This window comes from Planotetraspora sp. A-T 1434 (assembly GCF_025420585.1).
Classification (GTDB): Bacteria; Actinomycetota; Actinomycetes; order Streptosporangiales; family Streptosporangiaceae; genus JAOEGB01.
In genome coordinates this window covers 41,894-66,643 of the sequence record NZ_JAOEGB010000035.1, presented here as the reverse complement: position 1 = coordinate 66,643, position 24,750 = coordinate 41,894, and the positions used below count along the sequence as shown (strand labels likewise).

Here is a 24,750-nt window from a genome sequence, read left to right as displayed (position 1 = left end):
CTAGGCCCCCATGCCCACGCACCGACCAGCTGATCAACTCGCCTACGCCTACGCCGGCATTGCCTGGATGACGGCCACGAGCGATTCGCCGTCGAATCCGATGCGCACGCTGTCGCGATCGTGGCGGACGAAGGCGGGATGGGCCGTATCCGGCAGCGCGCTCTCGGGGGCGGGCGTCGGCCGGAACCCGGCATGGCGCAACCGGTCCAGCCATCGCGCTGTCGGCTCGTGCCGTTCGTAGCGCTCCTCGTCGTCGGCGGTGCCGACGATGTCGGCCACTTCGCGCCGGAAGAACAGCTTCATCGCGTTACGGTCGGCGGCCGAGACGTCCAGCGCGTCGATCAGCCGGAAGACGTAGTGAAAGTGCTGCCAGGAGTTGTGGAACCGCTCGGGCAGAGACACCCGATGATGATCGGAGTCCGGCTCGCACAGCACCACTGCCTCCGGCTCCGCGTCTCGCAGCCTCGCGAAGAACGTGCTCCTTTCGTCGGCGCCGGACAAGGAGTCACGCAGGTGGTGCAGCGCGAACGCGGCGTTCATGACCAGCGGGCGAGGCGCTCCGCGCACCAGGTCCCAGTCATCGTCGGTCATGTGCTCGGCGAAGCGGGCGACCCCGTGGAAGTCCAGCGTGACACCGGTGTCGCGGAGGGATCGTTCGGCCTGGTGGAGGCTTTCGACCGCGGGGTCCACCCCGATGACGGTCAGCCGTCCGGGCGCCATGCCGTCCTTCGCGAGCTCGGTCAGGAGCGCCGCCTCCTGGACGCCCGAGCCGATGCCGATCGACAGCAGGGTGGCCGTGCGCCGCCCGGCGAGATGCTGGGCGAGCAGGGCGCCGCCGATGCGGCCGGCCAGCTTCACCACCGGCAGGTGTTCGGCCACCAGATCGAACAATTCGATCTGCGGCCGTTCGAACCGGCGCAGGTAGAGGTTGTCCCGCCCGTCCTGATCGGTTCCCAGCCGACGGGCCAACGCGTCGTGGTAGAGCAGGTAGAGGAAGTCGTCGCCCGCGTTCTCCGGGTCGATCAGTCCGCGTAACTTGTCCAGCCAGCGCCGGGCGGTGTCGGCTCGGCCCGCGTGCGTCTCTTCCACGGCCTGGCACAACATTTCAAATGCATGGGCATTCACGTCGATCCCCTTTTCCTTTCATGAGGGCAGTCCGGCGGCGATTATCTCCGGGAAAGAACGACACCGAATTCACACGAAGATCCATACGCAGAAAGCTGCTTTCTCCTCGCACCGCCATGGTGGGACGGCGCTCTTGGAATCGACTTGTATGGCGCCTTATGATCGGTTGGAAGCCACTTCCAACCGATCATGACGGGCGGATAGCGTCCGGCCCGGTGCAACACCAGCTGACCCTCCCGGCGTCGGTGCCACTGGGGTAAGGCTGGCTGGATGAACCGAGGACGAGCAGTGATCGTGGTCCTGGTCCTGGTCCTGGACGTCTGGGTCACGACGCCGGAAGGCAGGAGGACCCGCAAGTGGCGTACGGCAAGACCCGCGAGGACGTCTCGCAGCACGATCACGGGCATCCGTAGTGTCCTACGTGCCGCGCTGGGCAATGCCGTACGCGAAGAACTGATCTCCAAGAACGTCGCGGCACTGGCCACACACTCCCGACGAAGGCCAAGAGCAAGCGCAAGAAGCGTCAGGCGGTCTGGAGCGTCGACGAGGCCCGGCGGTTCCTGGAGTACGTGAAGAGCAAGGATGATCCGCTCTATGCGGCGTACGTGCTGATCCTCGGGCTTGGCCTGCGGCGCGGCGAGGTGCTCGGGCTCGTCTGGGACAGCGTCGATTGCGAGAAATCCGAGCTGTGGATCGACCATCAGCTCACTTGGGTCAGCGGGCAACTGCTGCACCGCGACACCACGAAGACGGAGGACTCCGAGAGCTCCCTTCCTCTCATCGGCCTTTGTGTATCCGCGCTAAAGCACCGGCAACGGGTTCAGGAGGACGCGCGCAAAGAGGCCGGCGAGAAGTGGAAGGACTCCGACCTCGTCTTCACCACGAAATTCGGCATGCCGATCGAACCGAACTAGTGCGGTGTCCAGTAACGTTCACCAGCTCTAACGGCCCTCGCCTAACAAGGTCGGCGAGCACGCCAATCTGGCAAAGATTTATGGACACACCGTCACTCCGGCAGGGAATCCTGACGTCGAGAGCCCGCCCGGCGTTCTGCACCCTGCCCGAAGAAGTAACCCAAGATCACCAGGAAGCTGTTGCTGACGATCGCGCTGACCTCGACACCGACGAACATGGCAATCAGAAGTGCGAGTCCTGAGATGACGAGAAAGAACGCCCCGACGATGCTGGCGACCGATTCCCTACCGAGGATGTCCTTCCACACCATCCATCGACGCTGGAAGTTCTCGATGCGCTGCCGTTCCTTCTTGGCTTGCTCCTCGACCGCCCTAGAAGCGTCCTCTTCGGCCACCGCCGTCGCTCGGGCCTCCTGCTGGATGACCGCAGCCTGTTCGAGGTTGTCGAGCTGCCCGACCAGCGCCTGCCGGAACTGGTCGTCCCTAACCTGATCGACGAGTTGGCGTAGTGACAGGATCCCAGAAGACTCGCGGAGCTCGGCGATTCGCTCCAGCACTCGACGCTTGCGCGCGAGCAGGATCGGGAGGGCTCCAAAATGTCCCTCAGCCTGCGTTCTGGCCATGATCACCCCAGCCTCCGCCGTCACCTTCAGTGAACCAAACTGCTCAGGATGGGCAATGGCGTCGTTGAGCCGCTCGAGGGCGTCGTGGAGCTGGTTGAGGTCGTAGGACTCGATGTCTGTTTCGGTGAGCCCTTGAATCGTGAGAAGGGGCTCGACGACCCGAGCCATCTGATCGGCTAAGGACTCATGCACGCCAATGACCGTGTCAGATGATCTGCTCATACCCGCCTCATCGTCCCATCGTGACCTAGTGTGCTGACCCATGAATCTTGCCAGATCGGCGTGTTCGCCGACCTTGTTAGGCGAGGGCCGTTAGAGCCGTGAACGTTGCTGGACACCGCACTAGCGGTAATAGTTCCGACTCGCACACCTTTCATCCTTCTTATTACGCTTATCCACTTATTGGAAAGTATGCGAGCTTGATTCCATTGTGCCGGAAAAAAGGCATGCCCTGCATAGTTGGTACGATCTTTCACCCTTGACAGCGTGGCAGATAGGAATCTCTTCGAGGGGCCGCCCGGACGTCCGAGTGGCTCCCAAGGTGGCTCCCCAAACGGCCTCCGAACGCCTGCTTGCAAACACGTAAGCCGATCATGATCCGCCTGCGTCTTTGCTGCTGGGGCGACTGATCGCAGTCCCCCTGAGTCCTCGCTGTTCCCCCTTGATCACCGCTCCATCGGGCACGGAACGGGCACGCGCGCCGGCCAGTGAAGTTCATGCACCAGAGCCAGTACTGTCACCGGCATGGGACTGCTGTTGATGTTGCGTCCTCCGCAGCCTCGTCCGAAGATCCCGCGCCGGGCTACTCGTGTGCAGCGTCGTGAGCACGGCCGTGCCGACGTCGAGAAGTGGAGGACAGCGCAGCAGCGAGGTTGGGTGCTGGACGTGGAAGTGGAGACACTACTGCTGCTGGTTAACAATGCCGGGGGCAGCAGGCTGCCGATTCTCGGGCAGCTCGACCCGTGGTCGGACGCTGTTCTCGATCGCCGAGACATACCTCAGCTTGAGGCTGATATCGATCGCCTGGAGGAAGTTGCCAGCGATGACGCACAGCGTGAGTTAGTGGCAGCCATGCGGAAACTGTTGATGAGCTGGCGCGCAGAGCCCGATTTGATGTTGCACTGTTACGGGGATTGACCGCGCGTCACATGCCCCCCGTGATGGTTCGACAACCATTACAATCCCAACTATCAGCGTGGGAATAGGCTACTGATCTTGCCGTGCTGAGCTGGGAAAACAGGGGTGCAGGTCAGTGTGGGCCGAGTGACCGTGAGTCTCCCTGATTCACCGCTGATCGCCGTCCGTTCTGGCACGCATCTGGGACGTGATCATGGCTCTGACCTCTTCCTTATCACCACTAGGGGGCAAGGTGGTCGGTGGGTCCCATCAGAGCGGGACCGGCGTAACGGGCGGAAGACAAGTGGACTCCCGTGGCGCGTTCGGCAAGGGCGAGAGCGCGGGGGATGGGGTCCTCGGGAAATCCAAACTGATCACCGTCGATGTTCATGCCAAGGTCCTCAACATCGCTCTGGAGCCGGTCAGGGTCAAAGCCTTCCCGAAGGGAATAGGAGTACAGGCTGAACGTGGTCACCAACTGATCATTGACGCAGTAGGCGAAGTCTTCGTTCTTGATGGTGGCGAAAACTGCGGCTGCGGACGTGCCCACGGACAGCGGGCCAGCCATGTCGTAGATGATCCCCGCCCAGCCGCATTCGATCAAAACGGTTCCGCCGTCAGCCGCGTAGGCCGCGATGCCGAATCCGGAGTCGCTCAGCGGCCTAGGGACGACACCGATCCGCCGCAGAGCCTCTTGAGGGGACAGGTCCCGTACGAAGGTGGTGAAGAGCCACGTTTCATGGGTGCCATCAGTGAACTCCCGGTAGAGCCACTCATAGGTTTCCGCCGTCGCGCCGCTCATCCCATGTGCCTTTCGTTGGGGCGTATCGCGGGATCATCGCAGAGGGCACCGACATCTTCACCTGTGGTCCATGCGCTGCCAGCTTGGGAATTGTATGGATTACGGTCTGTAGGAGCGCTGACCCGCGCTTGGGATCGGTCACGAGTGACCGTGATTGCCCCCCTCGTCACCTGGCTAATTGCACGACGATCAGCCCGTGACCTGCCCTGACCCGCGCGGCGCGCACGCTTCGGCCTGCCTGATCACCCCGTCTGCCGTCGACCCGCCCGAAGGGGAAGCGGGCCAAGGCCACCGGGTCCAGGTGGAGCGCCCAACTGGACGAACGACCTGGACCCGGTGGCCGGCCCCCAGGCCGCATGCCCGGCCGCCGAGCGGGCGCAGGGCCGCGAGGCGGCGCGCAGCGCCGCCCTTGATCCCTATGAGAACAATTCGGCGGCTACGCCGTACGGTCCGCTTCCGGCGCTCTGCTGGGGCAACGGAAGCGGGTGGCTCCCAGGGTGGCTCCCAAAGACAGCAAAGAGACCAGATGACCTTCGAAAGCACAAGGCCCCTGACCGCGAAACCGCTGGTTCAGGGGCCTTCTACATCAGAGCCGCCCTGGGGAATCGAACCCCAGACCTTCTGTTTACAAGCAGAATCAAGGTCGTCCACCGCCGTCCATGCGCGCATCTCAGCTCCTTTTCAGAGGTGCATCGCTCCGGCACCGTCCATGCCCGTCCAGGGCTGTTGTTAGCAACCGCGTTAGCAAGATCGACCTGACGATCAGCGCAGAATCGGTCACACTGGAGGCATGGACGCCAGGGGATACGGAGCGCTCCGCCCTTACGTCGTTCCCGCGACTCTGGAAGAGCTCACCGGGCCGGTCGAGGGCGTCGTCATGCTGCCCAGACATCTCGATTGGGGGCCGGAGCGCCGCTACCACCTAGACCAGATCGCCGATGCGCGACTGCTGTACATGCGGGTGATCCGGGAAAGCGCCACTCCTGACGACCTGCGACGCTTCCTCAACGCCTCGCTCCTGCGCAAGCTCTGGCCCGAATTGGTCCTGCCCCCCCGCGTCCGCGCTCTGTGGCTCGACCAGTTCCCCGAGCTGCAGCGTCAAGCCGCCTGATGGACGACTTCCACCGTCGTCTGGCCGGCATCGCCTGACGGCAGCCGCCGATCACGGGTTCGCCCTGGCGGGTGGCTACGCCGTACAAGCTCACGGCGTGCTCGAACGGCCCAGCGAGGACATCGACCTGTTCACCTCCAGCGTGCGCGACGACTTCTCCGAGGGAGTCGCGAAGATCTGCGACGCCTATATCGAACACGGCCTGGCGATCAAGGTTGACGTCGACAGCCCCCAGTTCGTGCGGCTCAGCGTCTCCGAGCTCGCAACGGGCCGGACCAGCAAGGTGGAACTGGCCGCCGATCTCCGCTCGCACCCACCGGTCACCATGGAGATCGGCCCGGTCGTCCACCTCGACGATGTCGCGGGTGGCAAGGTCGAAGCCCTGTTCACCCGAGCCGAAGTCCGCGACTTCATAGACGTCGACGCCTTCCTATCCACCGGCCGGTTCACCCGCGAACAACTGCTCGATCTCGCCGCGTCCCGCGATCTCGGCTTCGACCGAGCCGTCTTCGCCCAGATGCTTTCCGCCCTGGAGCTCTACCCGGACGGCGAATTCCTCGCGTACGGCTTGACTGAGCCCAAGGTCCGGTTGCTCCGATCCCGGTTCAACGATTGGCGAGCGGCACTGGCCGACGACTGATCAGCTCATTACGAGTGAATTTTGGTTCACCCTCTGACGGCCCTTCGCCTAGCTCGGGCGATCACCCATGCCAGACGTACTCCAAAGGCCCCTGCGATGATCGCGAGGGGCCTTTGGCCTTGGAGCCGCCTTGGGGAATCGAACCCCAGACCTTCTGTTTACAAGACAGATGCTCTGCCGATTGAGCTAAGGCGGCACATCGCCTACGAGTTTAGTGGTCCGCGGGCCGTACCGTCACGGTGAAATCACCGGCGGCGGTGGCGGGCGACCTCGTAGAGCGCGATCCCGGCGGCCACTCCGGCGTTGAGCGACTCGGCCGCCGCGTTCATCGGGATGCGGACGACCTGGTCACAGGCTTCGCGGACGAGACGGGACAGGCCCTTGCCCTCCGAGCCGACGACCACGACCAGCGGCTCGGTCGCGAGCTCCACATCGGCGACATCGAGCGTGGCGGTGCCGTCGAGGCCGATGACGAACAGGCCGTCCTCGCGGTACGCCTGGAGCGTCTGGGTCAGGTTCGCCGCCCGCGCGACCGGCAGGTTGGCCAGCGTTCCCGCCGAGGTCTTCCAGGCACCGGCGGTGACTCCGGCGGAGCGACGCGACGGCACGAGAAGCCCGTGAGCGCCGAACGCGGTGGCCGAACGGGCGATCGCGCCCAGGTTGCGCGGGTCGGTCACACCGTCCAGTGCGACGATCAGCGGAACCTCGGCTGCGTCGCGGGCGTTCTCGACGAGCTGCTCGGGATGGGCGTACTCGTACGCCGGGATCTGCAGGCCGATGCCCTGGTGGACGCCGCCCTCCGTCAGCCGGTCGAGCTTGTCCCGCGAGACCTCCAGCAGCGCGATGCCGCGATCCGCCGCGATCTTGATGGCCTCCCGCACGCGGTCGTCGTTCTCGATCCGCTGCGCGACATACAGGGCATTCGCCGGCACGCCGGCGCGGAGCGCCTCGACAACCGGGTTACGGCCACCGATGACCTCGGGCGCGTCCTCCTTGCGGGCGCGGCTCGGGGTGCGGCCAGGCCGGCCGCTGCCCTCACGCTCGATCCGCTCAGCACGGGCCTTGTCCTTGTACCAGTGCCGCATGTGCGCAGGGGGCGTCGCGCCCTTGCCCTCCAGGGAACGCCGCACCTTGCCACCGGTGCCCCTCGTGGGGCCCTGCTTCTTCGAGGGCTTCCCTGAAGCCTTTCCCGCCATGGTCTCTAGGGTACGGCCCGCCTAGCGTGCCAGCTCCCAACGCGGGCCCTGGGGGGTGTCCTCGACGACGACACCGGCCGCGGCCAGCTGGTCGCGGATCGCGTCGGCGGCCGCGTAGTCTCTGCGCGCCCGGGCCGCCTGCCGCTGCTCCAGGGCGACGGCGACCAGCGCTTCCACGACCTCGTGGAGGCCTGAGTCGCCGCTCACGCGCCACTGCTCCGACCGGGGGTCGAGGCCGAGCACGTCGAGCATGTTCTGCGTCTCAGCAAGCAGCCGGGCGACCTGTTCCTTGTTGCCGTGCGCCAAGGCCACGTTGCCCTCGCGGACGACCTCGTGGATCACGGCCAGCGCCTGGGACACGTTGAGATCGTCGTTCATGGCGTCCACGAACGCCTGCGGCAGCGGCGCCGCCGCGTCCACGTCGTGGATCACCTCTACCGCTCGCGTGATGAATCCCTCGATGCGCCGGTAACCGGCGGCGGCCTCCTGGAGGGCCTCCTCCGAGTAGTCGATCGCCGAGCGGTAGTGGGCCGCCACGAGGTAGTAGCGCAGCTCAACCGGCCGCACCTTGCGGAGCATGTCCGGGATGAGCAGCGAGTTGCCGAGCGACTTGCTCATCTTCTCGCCGCCGAGCTTCAGCATGCCGTTGTGCAGCCAGTAGCGCGCGAACCCGTCGCCCGCCGCCTGTGACTGGGCGATCTCGTTCTCGTGGTGCGGGAAGAGCAGGTCGACGCCGCCGCCGTGGATGTCGAAAGTGCCGCCGAGATATTTGGTGGCCATCGCCGAGCATTCCAGGTGCCAGCCGGGACGGCCCCGGCCCCACGGAGTGGGCCAGGTCGGCTCGCCCGGCTTTGCGCCCTTCCACAGGGCGAAGTCACGCGGGTCGCGCTTGAGCGAGTCGGTGTCGGTGTCCCCGGCCGCCCGCATGTTCTCGAGCTTCTGGTTGGAGAGCTTGCCGTACCGGTCGGCGTAGGAGACGACGTCGAAGTAGACGTCGCCGCCCGCGACGTAGGCGTGACCCTTGTCGATCAGCCGCCGCATCAGCTCGACCATCTCCGGCACGTGGCCCATCGCGCGGGGCTCGACCGTCGGCGGAAGGCAGCCGAGCTGGTCGTACGCCCAGGTGAAGGCGCGCTGGTTACGCTCCGAGACGACGAACCAGGGCACGCCCTCTTCCGAGGCCACCCGGATGATCTTGTCGTCGAGGTCGGTGACGTTGCGGCAGAAGGTCACGTCGTAACCCTCACGCAGCAGCCACCTGCGCAGCACGTCGAAGTTGAGGCCGGACCTGATGTGCCCGATGTGCGGCGGAGCCTGAACGGTCGCACCACACAGGTACATCGAGACCCGGCCGGGCTCGACCGGAACGAATTCGCGGACCGTACGCGTGCTGGTGTCGTAGAGGTTCAGGCTCACGAAGGCAAGGCTAACGCCTCATGCCGCAGCACATGCCTACTTGTGCCCCGTGAAGCAAGCGGTGTTGCCTTCTCGCCTCCTACGGCTAGCACTTTGGTCCCATAAGTCACTCCATAAGCGCAGAAACCGCTTAACTCACCTATCGCTGGTGAGGTGAGTCGATTGACGAAGCGCCCGATATGGCGCTCCGTGCTGCTCCGATTCGTCCGCCGGCCGTCGCGTCGCATGAGGCGAAGACCCGTGGGGCACCATCTCGATCTTCAGGCTGCTGATCTCGCAGTGACGATCGATCGTCGGACCGATTCTGTAGGCTCGGAAGGCCATGGACGCGACTCCCCCCGGTGCGGCAGGCATGGCCTCCCGCCCGTCCCGACCTACGCCCGCAGGCGCCCCGCTGCTGCTGCGCCGCCTCGCGATCGGCCTCGCCGGCCTCGCCGTCGCCGTGCTCACAGGGGCGGCGTGCGCGCTCTCCTTCGACGACCTGCGCGCCCTCGCCATCACCGGCCACGCGCAACCACGTCTCGCCTACCTGTACCCGACCGCTTTCGACGCCCTCCTGGTCGTCGCCCTGCTCAGTGTGCTGCTTCTGGGCGGCGGGCGGCTTCTGGTGCGGCTGCAGGCGGGCCTCGTGCTGCTCCTCCTGCTGGCGGCGGCCGCCGCGGCGACGGTGGCCTCCGCCGCCGGTGCCACTTTCGACCCGCGCCAAGCGGCGATCGTCGTCGCCCTGCTGCCGTGGGTGATGCTGGCCCTCGGGCTCTGGATGCTGCTCGTCCTCCTCAAACACGCGCGGGCCAGCAGGGCCGACCTTGACGATGTCGGAGACGCGGGTGAGATCGTGCCCTTCGACGGCGAGCGGGAGTCTCGCAGGGGTGGTACGGCCCAGGGCCCCACAGCGCCCTACACCGTCGTGCCCGAGGCCGTGGCTCCGCCGGACTACGCTCCGCCGTTACCGGTCAGCCCGGTCGCCGAGACCGTCGCCCCGCCCGAGTACGCCCCGCCGCTGCCGGTCACCCCGGCCTCCGAGTCCGGCCATGACGTGGACTCGCCGTTCGGGGGCCGCGACACCGACTCGGGCGGGCTCGATGCCGACGCCGAACCCCGCCGGCCGCATGTGGACGCGGATTCAGCAACCGGCCGACCCCGTCCAAGCACCCAATCCGAAACCGGCGGAAGCGGCGTGGGCGCCGCCGACCCGGAGACCGCCCCTCGTGTGGGCGGCGGATCGGCGCCCGGCAGGCCGCTCGTTGGCACGGAGTCCGACGACGACTACGCGCCGTCTGCTGACTCCGGGGCTGCCGAGCCCGACGTCATGCCGGTGGTTCCTCCGACGGCGGCTCCCCAGACGCCGCCGGTGGACGAGCTTCCGCCACTGGGCACTCTCCCGCCACCGTCGGAGCCCGCTCGGCCGACCACCCCGAGGCGGAACCGTCCCATCCGCTGGGGCGATTTCGTCCGCCCCCACACGGGGGATGTGCTCGTCCACCCCCGTCCCAAGGGGCCCGGAGAGACCCCCGCGCAGGAGGAAGCGTCTTCTGCCACCGGGAAGAGCACGCCTGTCGCCGAAGCGGAGCCCCTGGGTGACCAGGACAGCCTTTCGGGACGTGATCGCAGCCCTGAGACCGCCGCGGGAACCGAGCCGTCCCGCGAAGAGGATCAGCCGGGCACCGCCGTACCGATCGTCGCAGCCTCGGACGAGGCGTCCGCGGAGCTGTCGAGACGGTACGGCGAGGCCGCCGAAGAGATCGCCCGCCGCTACTCTCAGCCGCGTCCGGAAGTCCCAGAAGCCCCGGCAACCGCCTCGGAGCCGGATGCCGACGCTCCCAACACCCCGGGTGCGAAGCCGCATGCCGACGCTCCGGAACCCGCGCCTGCTGCGGAAGAGGCCGCATCGCCGGCCGGCGGTGCCGAAGGCGCTTCGGAGACCCCAACGGCCACCTCAGCGCTGGAATCCGGCTCTCCGGAAGCCTCCGCCGGCTCGGAAACGGACCAGGGCTCCGAGACGGCCCACTCGGAGACGAGCGAGCACTCGGAGACGGACGAGCACTCGGAGACGGACGAGAGCTCGCACGTGGACGAGAGCTCGCACGTGGACGAGACGGGGGTCGACACGCAGCCGATGCGGCAGATCCGTGACGTCCCCAAACCGGCCCACGCCCACACTGCCGACCCCGCCCACACTGCCGACCCCGCGTCTGCCCCCGACCCCGCACACGCCGCCGAGGCGGCCGACCCGGACGAGCGGAGCGCGACGCGGCGGCAGCCGTACGGCTCGGGGGCCGGAACTCCTGCCGCCGACGACGCTCCCACCGGCACCAGCGCCAGTACCAGCAACACCAGCACCGAAGACGGGGTGCCGCTGGCACCGCCGTCCGGCCGCATGCGAAGCACCCCACGCCCGCCGAGCTGATACATAGAACGCCCACGCCACCGAGCTGTATACACAGAACGCCCAGCCGCGCCGAAGGTGGCAGGGGGCGCCGTCAGCGTGGCAGGCGCCCCGGGACAGGCCGAGGTGAGCCGGGCCAAGCGCCTGGCGCGGGTGAAAGAGCAGGGGCATGAGGAAAGGCCCGGACGGTCCAGGGGAGGATCGTCCGGGCCTTTCCTCTTGGGCTAGGACGCGGGCGGGTGACCGCCTGCGTCAGCCTCATACACGCGTTCGACCACGGAGACCGGCGACGAGGCCGACACCGACGATCGCCAGCACCACCTGCATGACCAGTTCGATCCAGTCGATGCCGGGGGTGGTCTTCACGCCGAGCACCTGCGCGAGGGCGGTTCCGATCAGCGCCGCGACGATGCCGACGACGACGGTCAGAATCCAGCCGATCGGCTGCCGGCCCGGCAGGATCAGACGTCCCAGAGCACCGATGATCGCACCGATGATGATGGCGCCGAGAATGGACTCGATTGTCATATCGACCTCCCGTTGAGGGTGACCCCTTCACTCTCAGAAGGTGGGCTACCCCACATCGGGGAAATATGCGTCCAGCAAAAGAAAAAGACAGAGGGCGGCGACCCGTTTCCGCGCCAGGTTTCGAGCCGCCGCCCACGTGCTAATGAGACGCTTCTGGCCGCATTGCGGTTGACATGTCCGTTTGGACCGAGTCATTCACTGAAAGACCAGGGCGGTTGCCATGGCCGCGACGCCTTCTCCGCGTCCGGTGAGACCCAGGCCGTCCGTCGTGGTGGCGCTCACACTCACAGGAGCGCCTATGGCGGCCCCCAGCGCCTTCTCCGCCTCTGCACGGCGAGGCGCCAGCTTGGGGCGGTTTCCGATGACCTGGACGGCCACGTTGCCGATCTCGAACCCGGCGGCCCGCACCTGCCGGGCCGTCTCCTCCAGGAGCGCGACGCCCGAGGCGCCCGCCCAGCGGGGGTCGGAGGTGCCGAAGAGCCCGCCGAGGTCCCCCAGGCCGGCCGCCGAGAGCAGAGCGTCGCAGCACGCGTGCGCGGCGGCGTCGCCATCCGAATGCCCCGCGAGCCCGGTCTCACCGGGCCAGTGCAGGCCGGCCAGATGAAGCTCCCTGCCAGACGCGAAAGGGTGGACATCGACTCCGATGCCCACCCTTGGCGATGTCGTGTTCAGGAGTTGAGCACCTCATCGAGCAAGGCCTCGGCCTTGTCCTCGTTGGTCTTCTCGGCCAGCGCGAGCTCACTGACCAGTATCTGCCGCGCCTTGGCCAGCATCCGCTTCTCACCCGCGGACAGCCCGCGCTCCTTATCGCGTCGCCACAGGTCGCGAACGACCTCGGCCACCTTGTTGACGTCGCCGGACGCCAGCTTCTCCAGGTTGGCCTTGTAGCGGCGGGACCAGTTGGTGGGCTCCTCCGTGTGCGGCATGCGCAACACGTCGAAAACGCGCTCGAGCCCTTCTTGGCCGACGACGTCGCGTACACCGACGAGCTCGGCATTCTCAGCTGGCACCTGGACAGTGAGGTCGCCCTTGTCGACCTTCAGCACCAAGTAGGTCTTTTCCTCACCCTTGATGGTTCGGGTCGTGATGGCCTCGATCCGAGCAGCCCCATGGTGGGGGTAGACGACAGTGTCGCCGACCTGGAAAGTCATGTGACGAGTACCCCTTCCGCTGTACTCCAGAGTACCACGCGGTTACAGCCTCCCGGAACAGTGAAAGGAACATAACTGCAGGTCAAAGCCTCGTTTTGGGGCTTGACAACGGCTCAACTCTATGAATCGCCATTCTCGACATACGGGATGACCTGCACTGCTACGGGTTCGGTGACCAGGGAGCCGCCTCCGGACCGACAGGTGGCGCGGATAGGCTGAAGCCTGCCCATAAACGTGCGCACCAAGGAGAACTCGAACCGTGACCAGCACCAGCCGTCGCAGGGCGATCGCCGTTGCCGCGCTCCTGGCCGCCATCCCTGCGCTGGCCGCGTGTGGCGCCGGGTTCGACGCCAACACCAACAACCCGTACAGCCCCACCGAGGCGGGGGTCCTGATCCAGGACACCGGCTCGGGCAAGGCCTACGGCCAGAACGGCGTCAAGATCAGCCAGGCGTTCATCCTCGGGCCGGACGCGGGCGGCCAGATCGCCGCCGGAGGCTCGGCACCGCTCTACCTGACCCTCGTGAACAGCACGGGCACCCCGGACGCCCTGACCGGCATCGTGTCGAACGAGCAGCAGGCCACCTCCGTGAAGGCCCCCGGCCCGATCCAGCTGGCGCCCGGCACCCTGGCCAAGACACCCGGTGTCACGGTGGAGGGTCTCAAGCAGCCTCTGCGCGGCGGCGAGAGCCTGCAGTTGACGCTGCAGTTCAAGAACGCCGGCGACATCGCGCTGTCGGTGCCGGTCGTCACGCGAAGCCGCGAGTTCGCCACACTGCCCCCGGCCGCGCAGCCGGCCGCGAGCCCGAGCGCCCCGATCTCGTCGCCCAGCGCCCCGGCCACGGGCGTCACGCCCGCCCCGACGCCCTCAGGCTCGGCGACCCCCGCCGCCTAGACAGGCCGAAACCCGTGTCCGGTACGGCATGCCGTACCGGACACGGGTTTCGACGTGGCTTGTGAAGCTCGGCTTGTGAGATTGGGGTCATGAGGTTCGGCTCGTGAGCTCGGCTCGCCAACCTCGGCCGGCGGTCAGGTCATTCCTCGGCGGGGTCGAACTTGTAGCCCAGACCGCGGACGGTGAGGATGCAGCGCGGGTTGGACGGGTCGGACTCGACCTTGGCCCGCAACCGCTTCACGTGGACGTCGAGCGTCTTGGTGTCCCCGACGTAGTCGGCGCCCCAGACTCGGTCGATGAGCTGGCCGCGGGTCAGCACCCGGCCGGCGTTGCGGAGCAGCACCTCCAGCAGCTCGAACTCCTTCAGCGGCAACTGCACCTGCTGGCCTCGGACGGCCACGATATGCCGGTCGACGTCCATCCGGACCGGGCCCGCGGCGAGGATCGCGGACTCCAGCTCCTCCACGTCGCCCTGCCGCCGCAGCACGGCCCGGATGCGGGCCACCAGCTCACGTGACGAGAACGGCTTGGTCACATAGTCGTCGGCGCCCAGCTCCAGGCCCACGACCTTGTCGATCTCACTGTCCTTGGCGGTCAGCATGATCACCGGGACCTTGGACCGCTGCCGCAGCGATCGGCACACCTCCGTCCCGGGCAGGCCGGGCAGCATGAGGTCGAGTAACACCAGGTCTGCGCCGTTGCGGTCGAAGGTGTCCAGCGCCTCGGGGCCGCTGGCCGCCACGGCGACCTCGAACCCTTCCTTGCGGAGCATGTAGGACAAGGCGTCGGAGAACGACTCCTCGTCCTCGACGACGAGTACCCGAGTCACTTCGCGGCCTCCAGGGGGATGGTTGTGCGTGGTTCGGCGACGGCCTTCCCGCCGAAGGCGGGCAGGCGAAGGGTGAAGGTCGAGCCGGAGCCTTCCTTGCTCCAGACGGTCACCTCGCCGCCATGGGCGACGGCGACGTGCTTGACGATCGCGAGCCCCAGCCCGGTGCCACCGGTGGCCCGGGACCTGGCCGCGTCGACTCGGAAGAACCTTTCGAAGATCCGCTCCTGGGCGCTCTCCGGGATGCCGATGCCCTGGTCGCTGACGCTGATCTCGACGGATCCCCCCGCGGGCCTCGCGCTCACCACGACACGGGTGTGCTCGGGGCTGTAGGCCACGGCGTTGTCGATCAGATTGCGCAGCGCGGTCACCAGGAGCTCGTCGTCACCCCAGATCTTCAGGCCCTCGCTGCCTCCGGCGACGAGGGTGATGTCCTTGGAGGACGCCTTGGTGTTGCACCTGTCGATTGCCTCGTGGACGGCCTCGTCGATGGGAACGCACCCGGGGGTCGGGATCGGCTCTCCGCCCTGGATCCGGGACAACGTGATGAGGTCCTGCACCAGATAGGTCAGCCGGGCCGCCTCGTGCTGCATGCGCCCCGCGAAGCGCGTGACCGCCTCGGGGTCGTCGGCCGCGTCCTGGATCGTCTCCGCCAGCAGGCTCAGCGCACCGACCGGGGTCTTGAGCTCGTGGCTCACGTTGGCGACGAAGTCGCGCCGGACCGCCTCGACCCTGCGGCGCTCGGTCTGGTCCTCCGCGAGGACCAGCACCTGGCCGTGGGACCCCAGCGGCGCGACCCGGACGGCGAAGGTCGTCGACTCCTGGCCGAACTTACGGCCGGCCGTCTCGATCTCGCTCTCGCGGATCTCGCCGTCCCGTCGGACCTTCCTCGCGAGGGCCAGCAGCTCGGCGGCCATGAGGGAGTCTCCCCGCACCAGGCCGAAGGCGCGGGCGGCCGAGCTGGCCCGGAGCACCCGGTCCTCGCGGTCGAGGACGACCGCCGAGGAGGGAAGCACCGCCAGGACGGACGCCACGCCGGGAGACAGCATGTCGTCAACGGGTTCCGGCTCCTGCGCCTGGCCGGTCTGTCGTCGGATCGCCAGCATGACGAAGGAGCCGAGGACGAATCCGCCCATCGCCGCTAGGCTCGCCAGCAACTCGTTCACGCTCAAATGCTAGGCGGCGTTTCTCACCTTCCTGACTGCCGGATAGCGCATGACCATGGTGTTTCCGGAAAAGTTCATTTACTGGTCGGGGTTCGTTCATGAATTCACGCGTAGCGTGACGGCATGCGCGACGCCTACCACGATGAGCTTGAAGCCCTCACGGATCGGCTGGTCGAGATGACCCGTCTTGTCCGGTCCGCCATGTCGAGGGGCACGACGGCGCTGCTGGACGCCGACCTGCAGCTCGCAGAGAGTGTGATCTCTCAGGACGCCGAGGTCGACCGGATCTACGCCGAGATCGAGACGTCGATCTACGAGGTCATGGCGACGCAGCAGCCCGTCGCCGTCGACCTGCGCACCGTGGTGACCGCTCTGCGCATGGCCGCCGACCTGGAGCGCATGGGCGACCTCGCCGAGCACATCGCCAAGATCGCCAGGATGCGGCACCCCGAGTCGGCCATCCCGGCCGAGCTGCGCGACACCATCGTGCGGATGGGCGCGATCGCCGAGGACCTGATCACCAAGACCGGCAGTTGCATCGCGTCCCGAGACGTCGAGCTCGCCAAGGAGCTGGAGGAGGACGACGACGAGATGGACCGCCTGCACCGGCGGCTGTTCCGCGTCCTCCTCGCCAAGGAGTGGACCCACGGCATCGAGGCCGCCATCGACATCACCCTGATCGGCCGCTTCTACGAGCGCTACGCCGACCACGCCGTCCGCGTCGCCCGCGACGTCGTCTACCTGGTCACCGGGACCCGCTCGAACGACCCGGCCTGACCCCCCAAGCTCGAAAGCCCCGGTCCTCGGGGGGCCGGGGCTTTCGTGTTCATTTGCCGCGCCTCCGGCGCGGCGGGCTCGGGGCGCCTTTGAGGCCATGGGGTCGTGCCGGAGGCGCGCGATGAACACAGCCCTCGTCGCTCGGGGTCGCTCGTTCCTCGCTCCCCACTCGGCTCCTCAGTCCAGACACGGCCGCGCCCCTCGCAGACCGGTTGGCCAGGCAGCCGTGCTACTTCTTGCCTTGGTTGGCCACGGCCTCGATCGCGGCTTGGGCGGCCTCGGGGTCGAGGTAGCGGCCTTCGCCGATGGGGCGGAAGTCGTCGTCCAGCTCATAGCGCAGCGGGATGCCGGTCGGGATGTTGAGGGCGGCGATGTCCTCGTCGCTGATCCCCTCGAGGTGCTTGACCAGGGCGCGCAGGGAGTTGCCGTGCGCCACGACCAGCACGGTCTTGCCGGCCGCCAGGTCCGGCACGATCTGGTCGTACCAGTACGGCAGCATGCGCTCGACGACGTCCTTCAGGCACTCGGTCCGGGGGATCAGCTCGGACGGCAGGGCGTACCGGGGGTCGCCGAACTGGGAGAACTCGTCGTCGTCCGCGATGGGCGGCGGCGGGACGTCGTAGGACCGGCGCCACAGCATGAACTGCTCGTCGCCGAACTCCGCCCGGGTCTGGGCCTTGTCCTTGCCCTGCAGGGCGCCGTAGTGGCGCTCGTTCAGCCGCCAGGAGCGGCGCACCGGCAGCCACAGCAGGTCGGCCGCCTCCAGCGCGAGGTTGGCCGTCTTGATCGCCCGCGTGAGCACCGAGGTGTGCACCACGTCGGGGCGGATTCCCGCGTCAAGGAGCAGTTGCCCGCCCCGGCGCGCCTCCTCCTCGCCGGTGGGCGAGAGTGTGACGTCCACCCAGCCGGTGAACAGGCCCTTGACATTCCATTCGCTCTCGCCGTGCCTCAGCAGCACCAAAGTCGCCATGCCGCCAATCTTAACGGCGTACGGCTTTCGCCCCGCTTTACCGAAGGCGTGTCAAAGACGCCATCTAGGACTCCACCACGCGGGCGAATGCCTGCAGGTTGGCCAGGGACTCCCCTCGCTTGACCCGCCATTCCCACTCGCGGCGGATCGAGGACGCGAAACCCAGCTCCAGGGCCCGGTCGAACGACTCGTCGGAGTAGGTCAGCACGCAGCCGAGGACGCGGTCGATCTCCTCTTCCGTCACCGCGTCGAGCGGAACGCGGCCGACCAGGTGGACGTCGCCGATCGGATCGACGGCGAAGTGCACGCCGTACATCGAGCCGTTCTTGAGCAGCAGCCAGCGGTAGAACTCGGCGTGGTTCTCGTCGGGCTGGCGGCAGAAGAACGCCTCGACGTTGAGCGCCTGGTCGCCGATGACGAGCCAGGTGAGCGTGGCCAGCTTGTGCTGGCCAGGCAGCTTGACGAGGAACGCCCCCGGTTTCGGCCGCTCGTAGGCCAGCTCGGCGGACTTCAGCGCGGACTCCACCACGCCTTCCAGATCGCGGCCTTCCAGATCGCGGCCTTCCAGATCACGGCCTGCGGGATCGGATCTCATGGTCCCCAGCCTACGAGTTGACCGCGAGGGGCGTCCGTTGCTGCTGGGCCATGGCGTCCGCGTACACGTCGACCAGGCGGGCGGCCGTCGCGGACCAGCCGAAGGCGGTGGCGTGCCGTACGGCGTTGGCGGACAGGTAGTCGAGCCAGGCCGGGCGGTCGACGAGCCGGCCCAGCGCCTTGGCCCAGTCGTCCGGGCAGTGCCCCTCGACGAGGACGCCGGACACCCCGTCCTTGACGGCCGTGCGCAGCCCTCCGACGGCCGCGGCGACGACGGGGGTGCCGCACGCCTGCGACTCCAGCGCGACGAGGCCGAACGACTCGTTGTGGGACGGGACCACGGTCACGTCGGCGGCGCGGTACCAGTCGGCCAGCTCGTACTGCGGGGCCGGGGGCGCGAGCCGTACGACGTCGGAGATGCCGAGCTCGGCGGCGAGGTCGGTGAGCAGCGACGGCCGGGCCAGGCCGTTGCCGCTGGGGCCGCCGACGCAGGCCACGACGAGCCGCGACCTCAGGGCGGGGTTGTGCCGAAGCATCCGCGCGGCCGCCCTGAGCAGCACGTCGGGAGCCTTGAGCGGCTGGATGCGGCCGACGAACAGCAACACGTGGGCGTCCTGCGGCAGGCCGAGCCGGTGCCGGGCGGCGCCCTTGGACGCTGGCTGGAAGACGGTCAGGTTCACACCGGGGTTCACGACGGCCACGCGCTCGGCCGGCGCGTTGTAGAGCTCGATCAGCTCCTCGGCCTCGGCGGTGGTGTTGGCCACGACGCGGTCGGCGATCTCCACGACCTGCTCCTCGCCGATCACCCGCATGGCCGGCTCGGGCTTGTCGCCGTCCGCCAGCAGGAGGTTCTTGACCTTGGCCATGGTGTGCATCGTGTGCACGAGCGGCACGCCCCAGCGCTCCTTGGCGAGCCAGCCGACCTGGCCGGACAGCCAGTAGTGGGAGTGGATCAGGTCGTAGCGGCCCGGGTCGTACATCGCCTCGGTGCGCAGCACGCCGGAGAGGAACCCGCACAGCTCGCCGGGAAGGTCGGACCGGTCGAGCTCCTCGTACGGCCCGGCGGTGACGTGGCGGACCAGGACACCGGGGGCGATCTCCGCCACGGGAGGAAGGTCGCGGGCCGTCTGCCGGGTGAAGATCTCCACTTCCGTCCCGAGCGCCGCGAGCCGCTTGGCAACCTCGACGATGTAGACGTTCATGCCTCCCGCGTCGCCGGTTCCCGGCTGGTCCAGCGGGGACGTGTGCACGCTGATCGTCGCGACCCGGTTGATCCGACGCCGTCTGAGCGTCACCCGAACCACCTCCGAGAGATGTAAAACCGAAAAGATCTCCCCAACATTCCCGAGACCCTTACGGTCGCCTTTCACCCGGGGACTCCTGAGAAGATGTCGGTCTACCTGAGGGTTTGGAGACGAACATGACCAAGACCGCAGTGGTGACCGGCGCGAGCAGCGGCATCGGTGAGGCGACGGCCCGCCGGCTCGCGGCCGAGGGGTTCGACGTCGTGGCGGCGGCCCGGCGGCATGATCGGCTGGACAAGCTGGCCGCCGAGATCCCGGCGATCCGCCCGGTCACTCTGGACGTGACCTCGCAGGAGTCCGTGGACGCCTTCGCCGCCTCGCTGGAGCGCTGCGACGTCTTGATCAACAACGCCGGTGGGGCGTTCGGCCTGGAGCCGGTCGCGCAGGGGCTGCTGGACGACTGGCAGCGGATGTACGACGTGAACGTGCTGGGCTCACTGCGGATGACCAAGGCCCTGCTCCCCAAGCTGATCGAGTCGGGCGACGGCGTCCTGCTGATGCTCACGTCGGTCGCCGGGCTCGTCTCCTACGAGGGCGGCGGCGGTTACTGCGCGGCCAAGCACGCGCAGACCTCGATGACCGAGACGCTGCGGCTGGAGCTCGTCGGCGAGCCCGTGCGGATCATCGAGATCGCGCCCGGCATGGTGCAAACCGACGAGTTCTCGCTGACCCGCTTCCGCGGCGACGCCGAGCGGGCCGCCAAGGTCTACGAGGGCGTTCCGGGCCCGCTGACCGCCGACGACGTCGCCGATGTGATCGCCTTCGCCGTCACCCGGCCGTCTCACGTGAACATCGACCGGCTGGTCGTACGGCCCCGCGCGCAGGCGGCCCAGCACAAGGTGTACCGCCTGCCGGAACGGGCGTGAGGCCGCGCCCGGGAACGCGGCCCATCGGGACGATCACTCGCGGGACCACGGGGCACAACCGGCTGCGGCGGTCCGACCGCTGGATCGCCGCGGTCCACGGTCCGCTGCTCCGGTCGTGGGCGGACGAGAAACCGCTGGTGGTGGATCTCGGCTACGGAGCCTCCCACATCACGACATATGAGCTTTTCACCAGGTTGCGCCGGGTGTGCCCATCGGTGGAGGTCGTGGGCGTGGAGATCGACCCCGAGCGCGTCGCGGCGGCCAAGCCGTACGAGCGCGAGGGGCTCTCCTTCGCCAGGGGCGGGTTCGAGCTGCCGGTCGCCAGGCCGCCGATGGTCGTGCGCGCCTTCAACGTGCTCAGGCAGTACGGCGAGGCGGCGGCCTGGGAGTACTGGGACCTGCTGCGCGGCCGGATCCACCCGGCCGGCGTGATCGTCGAGGGGACGTGCTCGGAGATCGGCCATCGGGCCGTGTGGGCCGCGCTCGGGGCCGGCGGCCCCCGGACGCTCACCTTCGCGGCCCGTTTCACCGGCTTCGAGCGGCCCTCCGACCTGGCCGAGCGGCTGCCCAAGACGCTCATCCACCGCAACGTCCCCGGCGAGCCGATCCACGCGTTCCTCGCGGACTGGGACCGGGCCTGGGCGACCTGCGCGCCCTTCGGCCCGTACGGCTACCGCCAGCGCTGGATCAGGACGGCGGAGCTCCTGGCGCGCGACTGGCCGGTGGCGACGGCGCCGCCTGCCGGGGGCCCGTCGCGATGGCGCCTCGGCGAGCTGACGCTCCCCTGGCCCGCCGTGGGGCCATAGCACCGAAGATAGCCGTGAAGATCCGCAAGCGGACTCCCGAGAGCCTTCCGTTCACCATGGATTGGTAACGTCGGGGCCATGCGCTTCGTCCTGGCACCGGAGATGACGCCCGAGCTGTTCGAGGACCTCCTGCACTGCTGGACCGAGGTGACCAACGCGGGCGGAGCAGTGGGGTTCGTCCCTCCCGTGACGCCGGACGACATCAGGCCCACGGCCGAGAGGTCGTTCTCCGGCACCGCCAACGACCTGCTCGTCGGCTACGACGACGAGGGCCGGGTCGCGTCGTGGCTGATCCTCGCGGACAGCCAGTCGGGGCTGCGGGCGCACTGGCGGTGGGTCCTGCGCGTCATGGTCCACCCCAAGCACCAGGGCAAGGGCTACGGGCGGGAGCTCATGCTGGCCGCCGACGACGCCGCGAGAGGGCTCGGGCTGGAGATGCTCCAGCTGACCTGCCGCGGTGGCACCGGGGTGGACGGGTTCTACGCGAGCCTCGGCTACCGCGAGGTCGGGAGGGTCCCCCGGTCGATCCGGCTCTCCCCCGGCGACGACCGTGACGAGATCTACATGATGAAGTGGCTGTGATCGCGCCCGGCGAAGGCGCCAAAGCGGCGGCCAAGAGACTTAACCGAACACTTACCCCATCTCCTCCAAGGCCCGCTCGAAGACCGCATAGGCTCCGGGGTTGAACAGCACGAAGCGCACCTCACGCACGGCGGACCGGGCGACACCCGACCCGGCCTGCCGTACCGCCGACAGGGCGATGCGGGCGGCGTCCTCCATCGGCCACCGGTAGACCCCGGTGGACACGGCGGGGAACGCCACAGTCGCGGCTCCCAGCGAGCCGGCGACGTGCAGCGACTCCCGATAGCAGGAGGCCAGCAGATGGGACCTGTCCTCGCTTCGCGAGTACACGGGACCGACGGTGTGGATCACCCACCGGGCCGGAAGCCGTCCCGCCGTGGTGGCGACCGCCTGCCCGGTGGGCAGGCCGTTCCCATAACGCGAGGCGCGCAGCGCCCTGCACTCCTCGAGGATCTCCGGGCCACCGCGCCTGTGGATGGCCCCGTCGACTCCTCCGCCGCCCATCAGGGACGAGTTCGCGGCGTTGACGATCGCGTCCACGCGCTGCTCGGTGATGTCACCCTCAGCCAGAACAATCTTCATGATGTTCACCTCTCTACAGGACGTAGTACTACCCCGAGTAGGCTGAATGACGTGAAGGGTCTCGGCGAGCTTGAACGCACCATCATGGACATTCTGTGGGCGGAGAACGCCCCCCTGACGGCCCGCGAGGTCGGCCGCCTGATCGAGGACCGCGACCTCGCGCCCACCACGGTGATGACCGTGCTCGACCGACTCTCCCGCAAGGGGTTCCTCAGCCGCACCAGGGATGGGCGCGCCTGGCGCTACCAGCCCGCCGCGAGCCGCGATGCCTACATCGCCGAGCTGATGCTCGAAGCCCTGGACCTGACCGGTGACCGTGACGCGGCGCTGACACGCTTCGCGCAGGCCGTCTCCGGGTCCGAGGCCGAAATCCTGCGAAAAGCCCTCACGGAGCTGGAGGAGCAGTGATCGCGGCGGCTGTCTTAGCGGCCCTCGCCACGGTCTGCGCCGTCGCCGCCTGGCGGCTGACCTCGGCGCGCTGGACGTGGCGTGCCCCTCGCACGGCCATACTGCTCTGGCAGTCCCTCGGTGTCACCTGGGGACTCGCCTCCACGGGCGCCCTGCTGGCCTATGCGCTCGAGCCGTACAGGCAGGGCGTGGTCCACGGGCTCGCCGCCTTCCTGACGACCTTGGAGTACGGCGTGCGCGAGCCGCACGACCTGGTCAGGATGGGCGCCCTGGTCACCGGGCTGACCATGCTCGCCGTACTCGTCGTGGTGCTGCTGGCCGCCGGCGCGCAGACGTTCCGCGCCCGGCACCGGCACCGCGTGCTGCTGTCGCTCATCGCCCGCGACGAGCCCGCCGTACCGGGGGTCCGGGTGGTGGACCACCCGGGCGCCGCGGCCTACTGCCTGCCTGGGCTGAAGTCGCAGGTGGTGATCAGCGACGGCACGCTGAGCCTGCTCTCACCCGGTGAGCTGGAGGCCGTGCTGGCGCACGAGACCGCGCACGTGCGGGAGCGGCACGATCTCGTGCTCCTGCCGTTCGCGGCGCTGCGCCGGGCGCTGCCCTGGTCGAAGGTCGTGCGGGACGCGCACGCCTCCGTGGGGCTGCTCGTCGAGATGGCGGCCGACGACCGGGCCCGACGGCACTGCTGCCCCAGGCGGCTGGCCACCGCGCTGCTCCGCTTCGGGACCGCGGCGGCGGTTCCGACCCCGCAGGGAGCGCTGGGCGCCTCCGCCGGGGCGAACGTGATGGCGCGGGTCAACCGGCTGGTCCAGCCGGGCGTCGGCCTTCCGGCGTACCACCGGTTCCTGATCCTGGCCGGATCCGTCGTGCTGGCCGCCTCCGCGCCTCTGCTTTGGCTGATTCCTGGCTGAGCCTTGGGTGCTAGCTGGTGTTATCCGCCGAGTTTGCAATTGCAAGCACCAGCATGCAGACTGGGGACATGGAACTGCCCAAGGTTGGCTCGCTTGGCGAATACATCCGCCAGCAGCGGCAGCAGGCGAAGATCTCTCTGCGCCAGCTCGCCGCCCAGGCGGGGGTGTCCAACCCCTACCTGAGCCAGGTGGAGCGGGGCCTGCGCAAGCCGAGCGCCGAGATCCTGAACCAGATCGCGAAGGGTCTGCACATCTCGGCTCAGGCGCTGTACGTGCAGGCGGGCCTCATCGAGGACCGCGAGCCCGACAGCGACGTGCTGGCCGCGATCCGGGCCGACGTCACACTCACCGGGCGGCAACGCCAGGTGCTCATCGATATCTACGAGTCGTTCCGCAAGGAGAACCGGGCCGACGACTCCGCCCGGCCGCCGCAATCGGCCGAGACTTTCGGGGACGACCCGGTTCCCTCGCGTAACGGCGTCACACCGGAAACGAAGGAAGGATAGCCCATGACTCTCGCCACCGAGGTCAGGAAGATCACCGAGTCCAAGCCGTTCTACGCGCTGACCGGCGCGGGTGACCTCGCCGTCGAGAAGCTGCGCGAGCTGCCCGAGCAGCTGCAGAGGCTCCAGTCCCGCCGGGAGGAGCTGCGCGAGACGGCCAAGGACCTTCCCGTCAGGGCTCGGGCGTACGCCGTCACCGTCCAGGACAAGGCCGAGGCCGTCGCCAAGGACCTCCCGGAGAAGGCCAAGGAGTACGCCGACACCGCCGCCGCGAAGTTCAACGAGGTCTACGAGGACCTCGCGCTGCGCGGCCGCAAGATCGTGAGCAGGGTGAGCGGCGAGGCCGCGCTGGAGCTCGAGGAGGTCTCCGAGAGCGCCGAGCCGGCGATCGCCGCCGAGGCGACCACCAAGAAGCCCACCCCTCGCACCAAGCCGGCCACCCGCGCCTGACGGCGAGGACGACCGGTTCCCCGGCGAGGATAAGGTCCACCCGGCCCGCTCCTGCACCCGCGGGGGCGGGCCGCTTCGCGTTCGTACGGCGGCGCACCC

The 24,750-nt window shown here is 68.2% G+C and carries 28 protein-coding genes and 1 tRNA gene; 14 read left to right on the top strand and 15 right to left on the bottom strand.

Annotation, left to right across the window (positions count from 1 at the left end; genetic code table 11):
• Window positions 1–48: 48 nt before the first annotated feature.
• A complete protein-coding gene (locus tag N5079_RS31850; RefSeq protein WP_261587891.1) occupies window positions 49–1,104 on the bottom strand; it encodes a GRAS family protein in 1,056 nt (351 codons plus the stop codon).
• 590 nt (window positions 1,105–1,694) lie between these two features.
• Between N5079_RS31850 and N5079_RS31845 the strand changes: the two genes are divergently transcribed.
• The gene (locus N5079_RS31845; RefSeq protein ID WP_261587888.1) at window positions 1,695–2,039 is read left to right on the top strand and encodes a hypothetical protein; all 345 of its coding nucleotides are present in this window, start codon (window positions 1,695–1,697) and stop codon (window positions 2,037–2,039) included.
• A 92-nt stretch (window positions 2,040–2,131) separates the two neighbouring features.
• Here the strand turns inward: N5079_RS31845 and N5079_RS31840 are convergent, their stop codons facing one another.
• Entirely contained in the window at window positions 2,132–2,854 is a 723-nt protein-coding gene (locus N5079_RS31840) for a hypothetical protein (protein WP_261587887.1), read from the bottom strand.
• 552 nt (window positions 2,855–3,406) lie between these two features.
• On the opposite strand from N5079_RS31840, the gene N5079_RS31835 reads away from it, so the two are divergent.
• Entirely contained in the window at window positions 3,407–3,799 is a 393-nt protein-coding gene (locus tag N5079_RS31835; RefSeq protein WP_261587886.1) for a hypothetical protein, read from the top strand.
• A 220-nt stretch (window positions 3,800–4,019) separates the two neighbouring features.
• Here N5079_RS31835 and N5079_RS31830 read toward each other — a convergent pair whose 3' ends face one another.
• Window positions 4,020–4,580 carry a DUF6461 domain-containing protein gene (locus tag N5079_RS31830; protein ID WP_261587885.1) on the bottom strand — a complete coding sequence of 187 codons (561 nt, stop codon included), beginning with the start codon at window positions 4,578–4,580 and terminating at the stop codon, window positions 4,020–4,022.
• Between the two features lie 790 nt (window positions 4,581–5,370).
• On the opposite strand from N5079_RS31830, the gene N5079_RS31825 reads away from it, so the two are divergent.
• Both N5079_RS31825 and N5079_RS31820 read left to right on the top strand, forming a co-directional pair.
• Window positions 5,371–5,691, top strand: coding sequence for a hypothetical protein (locus N5079_RS31825; RefSeq protein ID WP_261587884.1), 321 nt, complete (start codon window positions 5,371–5,373; stop codon window positions 5,689–5,691).
• Window positions 5,692–5,725: 34 nt separating this feature from the next.
• A complete protein-coding gene (locus N5079_RS31820; protein WP_261587890.1) occupies window positions 5,726–6,331 on the top strand; it encodes a nucleotidyl transferase AbiEii/AbiGii toxin family protein in 606 nt (201 codons plus the stop codon).
• Window positions 6,332–6,451: 120 nt separating this feature from the next.
• Here N5079_RS31820 and N5079_RS31815 read toward each other — a convergent pair.
• The 3 genes from N5079_RS31815 to cysS form a co-directional block, all read right to left on the bottom strand.
• Window positions 6,452–6,527: transfer RNA gene (locus N5079_RS31815), tRNA-Thr, on the bottom strand.
• Window positions 6,528–6,576: 49 nt separating this feature from the next.
• Complete coding sequence (gene rlmB / locus N5079_RS31810; protein WP_261587883.1) at window positions 6,577–7,527, bottom strand: 23S rRNA (guanosine(2251)-2'-O)-methyltransferase RlmB; 951 nt, start codon at window positions 7,525–7,527, stop codon at window positions 6,577–6,579.
• Window positions 7,528–7,548: 21 nt separating this feature from the next.
• Window positions 7,549–8,943 carry a cysteine--tRNA ligase gene (gene cysS, locus N5079_RS31805; RefSeq protein WP_261587882.1) on the bottom strand — a complete coding sequence of 465 codons (1,395 nt, stop codon included), beginning with the start codon at window positions 8,941–8,943 and terminating at the stop codon, window positions 7,549–7,551.
• A 322-nt stretch (window positions 8,944–9,265) separates the two neighbouring features.
• On the opposite strand from cysS, the gene N5079_RS31800 reads away from it, so the two are divergent.
• The gene (locus N5079_RS31800) at window positions 9,266–11,350 is read left to right on the top strand and encodes a DUF2637 domain-containing protein (protein WP_261587881.1); all 2,085 of its coding nucleotides are present in this window, start codon (window positions 9,266–9,268) and stop codon (window positions 11,348–11,350) included.
• Window positions 11,351–11,587: 237 nt separating this feature from the next.
• Here N5079_RS31800 and N5079_RS31795 read toward each other — a convergent pair whose 3' ends face one another.
• The 3 genes from N5079_RS31795 to N5079_RS31785 all read right to left on the bottom strand — a co-directional run bounded on the left by N5079_RS31795 (window position 11,588) and on the right by N5079_RS31785 (window position 13,008).
• Complete coding sequence (locus N5079_RS31795; protein ID WP_261587880.1) at window positions 11,588–11,857, bottom strand: GlsB/YeaQ/YmgE family stress response membrane protein; 270 nt, start codon at window positions 11,855–11,857, stop codon at window positions 11,588–11,590.
• A 195-nt stretch (window positions 11,858–12,052) separates the two neighbouring features.
• Entirely contained in the window at window positions 12,053–12,508 is a 456-nt protein-coding gene (ispF, locus tag N5079_RS31790; protein WP_261587879.1) for a 2-C-methyl-D-erythritol 2,4-cyclodiphosphate synthase, read from the bottom strand.
• 17 nt (window positions 12,509–12,525) lie between these two features.
• Window positions 12,526–13,008 (bottom strand): CarD family transcriptional regulator, encoded by a 483-nt coding sequence (locus N5079_RS31785; RefSeq protein ID WP_030510364.1) that lies wholly within the window; start codon window positions 13,006–13,008, stop codon window positions 12,526–12,528.
• A 259-nt stretch (window positions 13,009–13,267) separates the two neighbouring features.
• On the opposite strand from N5079_RS31785, the gene N5079_RS31780 reads away from it, so the two are divergent.
• Window positions 13,268–13,903 carry a copper chaperone PCu(A)C gene (locus tag N5079_RS31780; protein ID WP_261587878.1) on the top strand — a complete coding sequence of 212 codons (636 nt, stop codon included), beginning with the start codon at window positions 13,268–13,270 and terminating at the stop codon, window positions 13,901–13,903.
• Between the two features lie 139 nt (window positions 13,904–14,042).
• Here N5079_RS31780 and N5079_RS31775 read toward each other — a convergent pair whose 3' ends face one another.
• Together N5079_RS31775 and N5079_RS31770 are read right to left on the bottom strand one after the other, a co-directional pair.
• Entirely contained in the window at window positions 14,043–14,732 is a 690-nt protein-coding gene (locus N5079_RS31775) for a response regulator transcription factor (protein ID WP_261587877.1), read from the bottom strand.
• Entirely contained in the window at window positions 14,729–15,868 is a 1,140-nt protein-coding gene (locus tag N5079_RS31770) for a sensor histidine kinase (RefSeq protein ID WP_410007849.1), read from the bottom strand. The genes N5079_RS31775 and N5079_RS31770 overlap by 4 nt, the downstream gene beginning before the upstream one ends.
• Window positions 15,869–16,021: 153 nt before the next feature.
• Here N5079_RS31770 and phoU point away from each other — a divergent pair, with 153 nt between their 5' ends.
• Complete coding sequence (gene phoU, locus N5079_RS31765) at window positions 16,022–16,675, top strand: phosphate signaling complex protein PhoU (RefSeq protein ID WP_261587876.1); 654 nt, start codon at window positions 16,022–16,024, stop codon at window positions 16,673–16,675.
• A 229-nt stretch (window positions 16,676–16,904) separates the two neighbouring features.
• Here the strand turns inward: phoU and N5079_RS31760 are convergent, their stop codons facing one another.
• The 3 genes from N5079_RS31760 to mshA all read right to left on the bottom strand — a co-directional run bounded on the left by N5079_RS31760 (window position 16,905) and on the right by mshA (window position 19,534).
• Window positions 16,905–17,645 carry a phosphoglyceromutase gene (locus tag N5079_RS31760; protein WP_261587875.1) on the bottom strand — a complete coding sequence of 247 codons (741 nt, stop codon included), beginning with the start codon at window positions 17,643–17,645 and terminating at the stop codon, window positions 16,905–16,907.
• Between the two features lie 64 nt (window positions 17,646–17,709).
• Window positions 17,710–18,240 (bottom strand): YbjN domain-containing protein, encoded by a 531-nt coding sequence (locus N5079_RS31755; protein ID WP_261587874.1) that lies wholly within the window; start codon window positions 18,238–18,240, stop codon window positions 17,710–17,712.
• A gap of 10 nt (window positions 18,241–18,250) precedes the next feature.
• Window positions 18,251–19,534, bottom strand: a complete 1,284-nt coding sequence (gene mshA / locus N5079_RS31750) for a D-inositol-3-phosphate glycosyltransferase (protein WP_261587873.1) — start codon at window positions 19,532–19,534, stop codon at window positions 18,251–18,253.
• Window positions 19,535–19,659: 125 nt separating this feature from the next.
• Between mshA and N5079_RS31745 the strand changes: the two genes are divergently transcribed.
• The 3 genes from N5079_RS31745 (at window position 19,660) to N5079_RS31735 (ending at window position 21,797) form a co-directional block, all read left to right on the top strand.
• On the top strand, window positions 19,660–20,409 hold the full coding sequence (locus N5079_RS31745; protein ID WP_261587872.1) for an SDR family NAD(P)-dependent oxidoreductase: 750 nt from the start codon (window positions 19,660–19,662) through the stop codon (window positions 20,407–20,409).
• The gene (locus N5079_RS31740) at window positions 20,406–21,215 is read left to right on the top strand and encodes a class I SAM-dependent methyltransferase (protein WP_261587871.1); all 810 of its coding nucleotides are present in this window, start codon (window positions 20,406–20,408) and stop codon (window positions 21,213–21,215) included. Before N5079_RS31745 ends, N5079_RS31740 begins: the two co-directional genes overlap by 4 nt.
• A gap of 78 nt (window positions 21,216–21,293) precedes the next feature.
• Entirely contained in the window at window positions 21,294–21,797 is a 504-nt protein-coding gene (locus N5079_RS31735) for a GNAT family N-acetyltransferase (protein WP_261587870.1), read from the top strand.
• A 51-nt stretch (window positions 21,798–21,848) separates the two neighbouring features.
• Here N5079_RS31735 and N5079_RS31730 read toward each other — a convergent pair whose 3' ends face one another.
• Window positions 21,849–22,379, bottom strand: coding sequence for an O-acetyl-ADP-ribose deacetylase (locus N5079_RS31730; protein WP_261587869.1), 531 nt, complete (start codon window positions 22,377–22,379; stop codon window positions 21,849–21,851).
• 51 nt (window positions 22,380–22,430) lie between these two features.
• Between N5079_RS31730 and N5079_RS31725 the strand changes: the two genes are divergently transcribed.
• From N5079_RS31725 to N5079_RS31710, 4 genes are all read left to right on the top strand, one after another.
• Complete coding sequence (locus tag N5079_RS31725) at window positions 22,431–22,787, top strand: BlaI/MecI/CopY family transcriptional regulator (RefSeq protein WP_261587868.1); 357 nt, start codon at window positions 22,431–22,433, stop codon at window positions 22,785–22,787.
• Window positions 22,784–23,698, top strand: a complete 915-nt coding sequence (locus tag N5079_RS31720) for a M56 family metallopeptidase (RefSeq protein WP_261587867.1) — start codon at window positions 22,784–22,786, stop codon at window positions 23,696–23,698. Before N5079_RS31725 ends, N5079_RS31720 begins: the two co-directional genes overlap by 4 nt.
• A 68-nt stretch (window positions 23,699–23,766) precedes the next feature.
• Window positions 23,767–24,204: a helix-turn-helix domain-containing protein gene (locus N5079_RS31715; RefSeq protein WP_261587866.1), complete on the top strand. Its 438-nt coding sequence runs from the start codon at window positions 23,767–23,769 to the stop codon at window positions 24,202–24,204.
• 3 nt (window positions 24,205–24,207) lie between these two features.
• A complete protein-coding gene (locus tag N5079_RS31710) occupies window positions 24,208–24,651 on the top strand; it encodes a hypothetical protein (RefSeq protein WP_261587865.1) in 444 nt (147 codons plus the stop codon).
• The last annotated feature ends 99 nt before the right edge of the window (window positions 24,652–24,750 follow it).

Excerpts from the sequence above, each read along its gene's own strand:
- N5079_RS31850 (WP_261587891.1), bottom strand. The coding sequence starts at position 1,104 with ATGTTGTGCCAGGCCGTGGAAGAGACGCACGCGGGCCGAGCCGACACC.
- N5079_RS31835 (WP_261587886.1), top strand. The coding sequence starts at position 3,407 with ATGGGACTGCTGTTGATGTTGCGTCCTCCGCAGCCTCGTCCGAAGATC.
- N5079_RS31830 (WP_261587885.1), bottom strand. The coding sequence starts at position 4,580 with ATGAGCGGCGCGACGGCGGAAACCTATGAGTGGCTCTACCGGGAGTTC.
- N5079_RS31825 (WP_261587884.1), top strand. The coding sequence starts at position 5,371 with ATGGACGCCAGGGGATACGGAGCGCTCCGCCCTTACGTCGTTCCCGCG.
- rlmB (WP_261587883.1), bottom strand. The coding sequence starts at position 7,527 with ATGGCGGGAAAGGCTTCAGGGAAGCCCTCGAAGAAGCAGGGCCCCACG.
- N5079_RS31800 (WP_261587881.1), top strand. The coding sequence starts at position 9,266 with ATGGACGCGACTCCCCCCGGTGCGGCAGGCATGGCCTCCCGCCCGTCC.
- N5079_RS31795 (WP_261587880.1), bottom strand. The coding sequence starts at position 11,857 with ATGACAATCGAGTCCATTCTCGGCGCCATCATCATCGGTGCGATCATC.
- N5079_RS31785 (WP_030510364.1), bottom strand. The coding sequence starts at position 13,008 with ATGACTTTCCAGGTCGGCGACACTGTCGTCTACCCCCACCATGGGGCT.
- N5079_RS31770 (WP_410007849.1), bottom strand. The coding sequence starts at position 15,868 with ATGGGCGGATTCGTCCTCGGCTCCTTCGTCATGCTGGCGATCCGACGA.
- phoU (WP_261587876.1), top strand. The coding sequence starts at position 16,022 with ATGCGCGACGCCTACCACGATGAGCTTGAAGCCCTCACGGATCGGCTG.
- N5079_RS31760 (WP_261587875.1), bottom strand. The coding sequence starts at position 17,645 with ATGGCGACTTTGGTGCTGCTGAGGCACGGCGAGAGCGAATGGAATGTC.
- N5079_RS31755 (WP_261587874.1), bottom strand. The coding sequence starts at position 18,240 with ATGAGATCCGATCCCGCAGGCCGTGATCTGGAAGGCCGCGATCTGGAA.
- N5079_RS31745 (WP_261587872.1), top strand. The coding sequence starts at position 19,660 with ATGACCAAGACCGCAGTGGTGACCGGCGCGAGCAGCGGCATCGGTGAG.
- N5079_RS31735 (WP_261587870.1), top strand. The coding sequence starts at position 21,294 with ATGCGCTTCGTCCTGGCACCGGAGATGACGCCCGAGCTGTTCGAGGAC.
- N5079_RS31730 (WP_261587869.1), bottom strand. The coding sequence starts at position 22,379 with ATGAAGATTGTTCTGGCTGAGGGTGACATCACCGAGCAGCGCGTGGAC.
- N5079_RS31715 (WP_261587866.1), top strand. The coding sequence starts at position 23,767 with ATGGAACTGCCCAAGGTTGGCTCGCTTGGCGAATACATCCGCCAGCAG.
- N5079_RS31710 (WP_261587865.1), top strand. The coding sequence starts at position 24,208 with ATGACTCTCGCCACCGAGGTCAGGAAGATCACCGAGTCCAAGCCGTTC.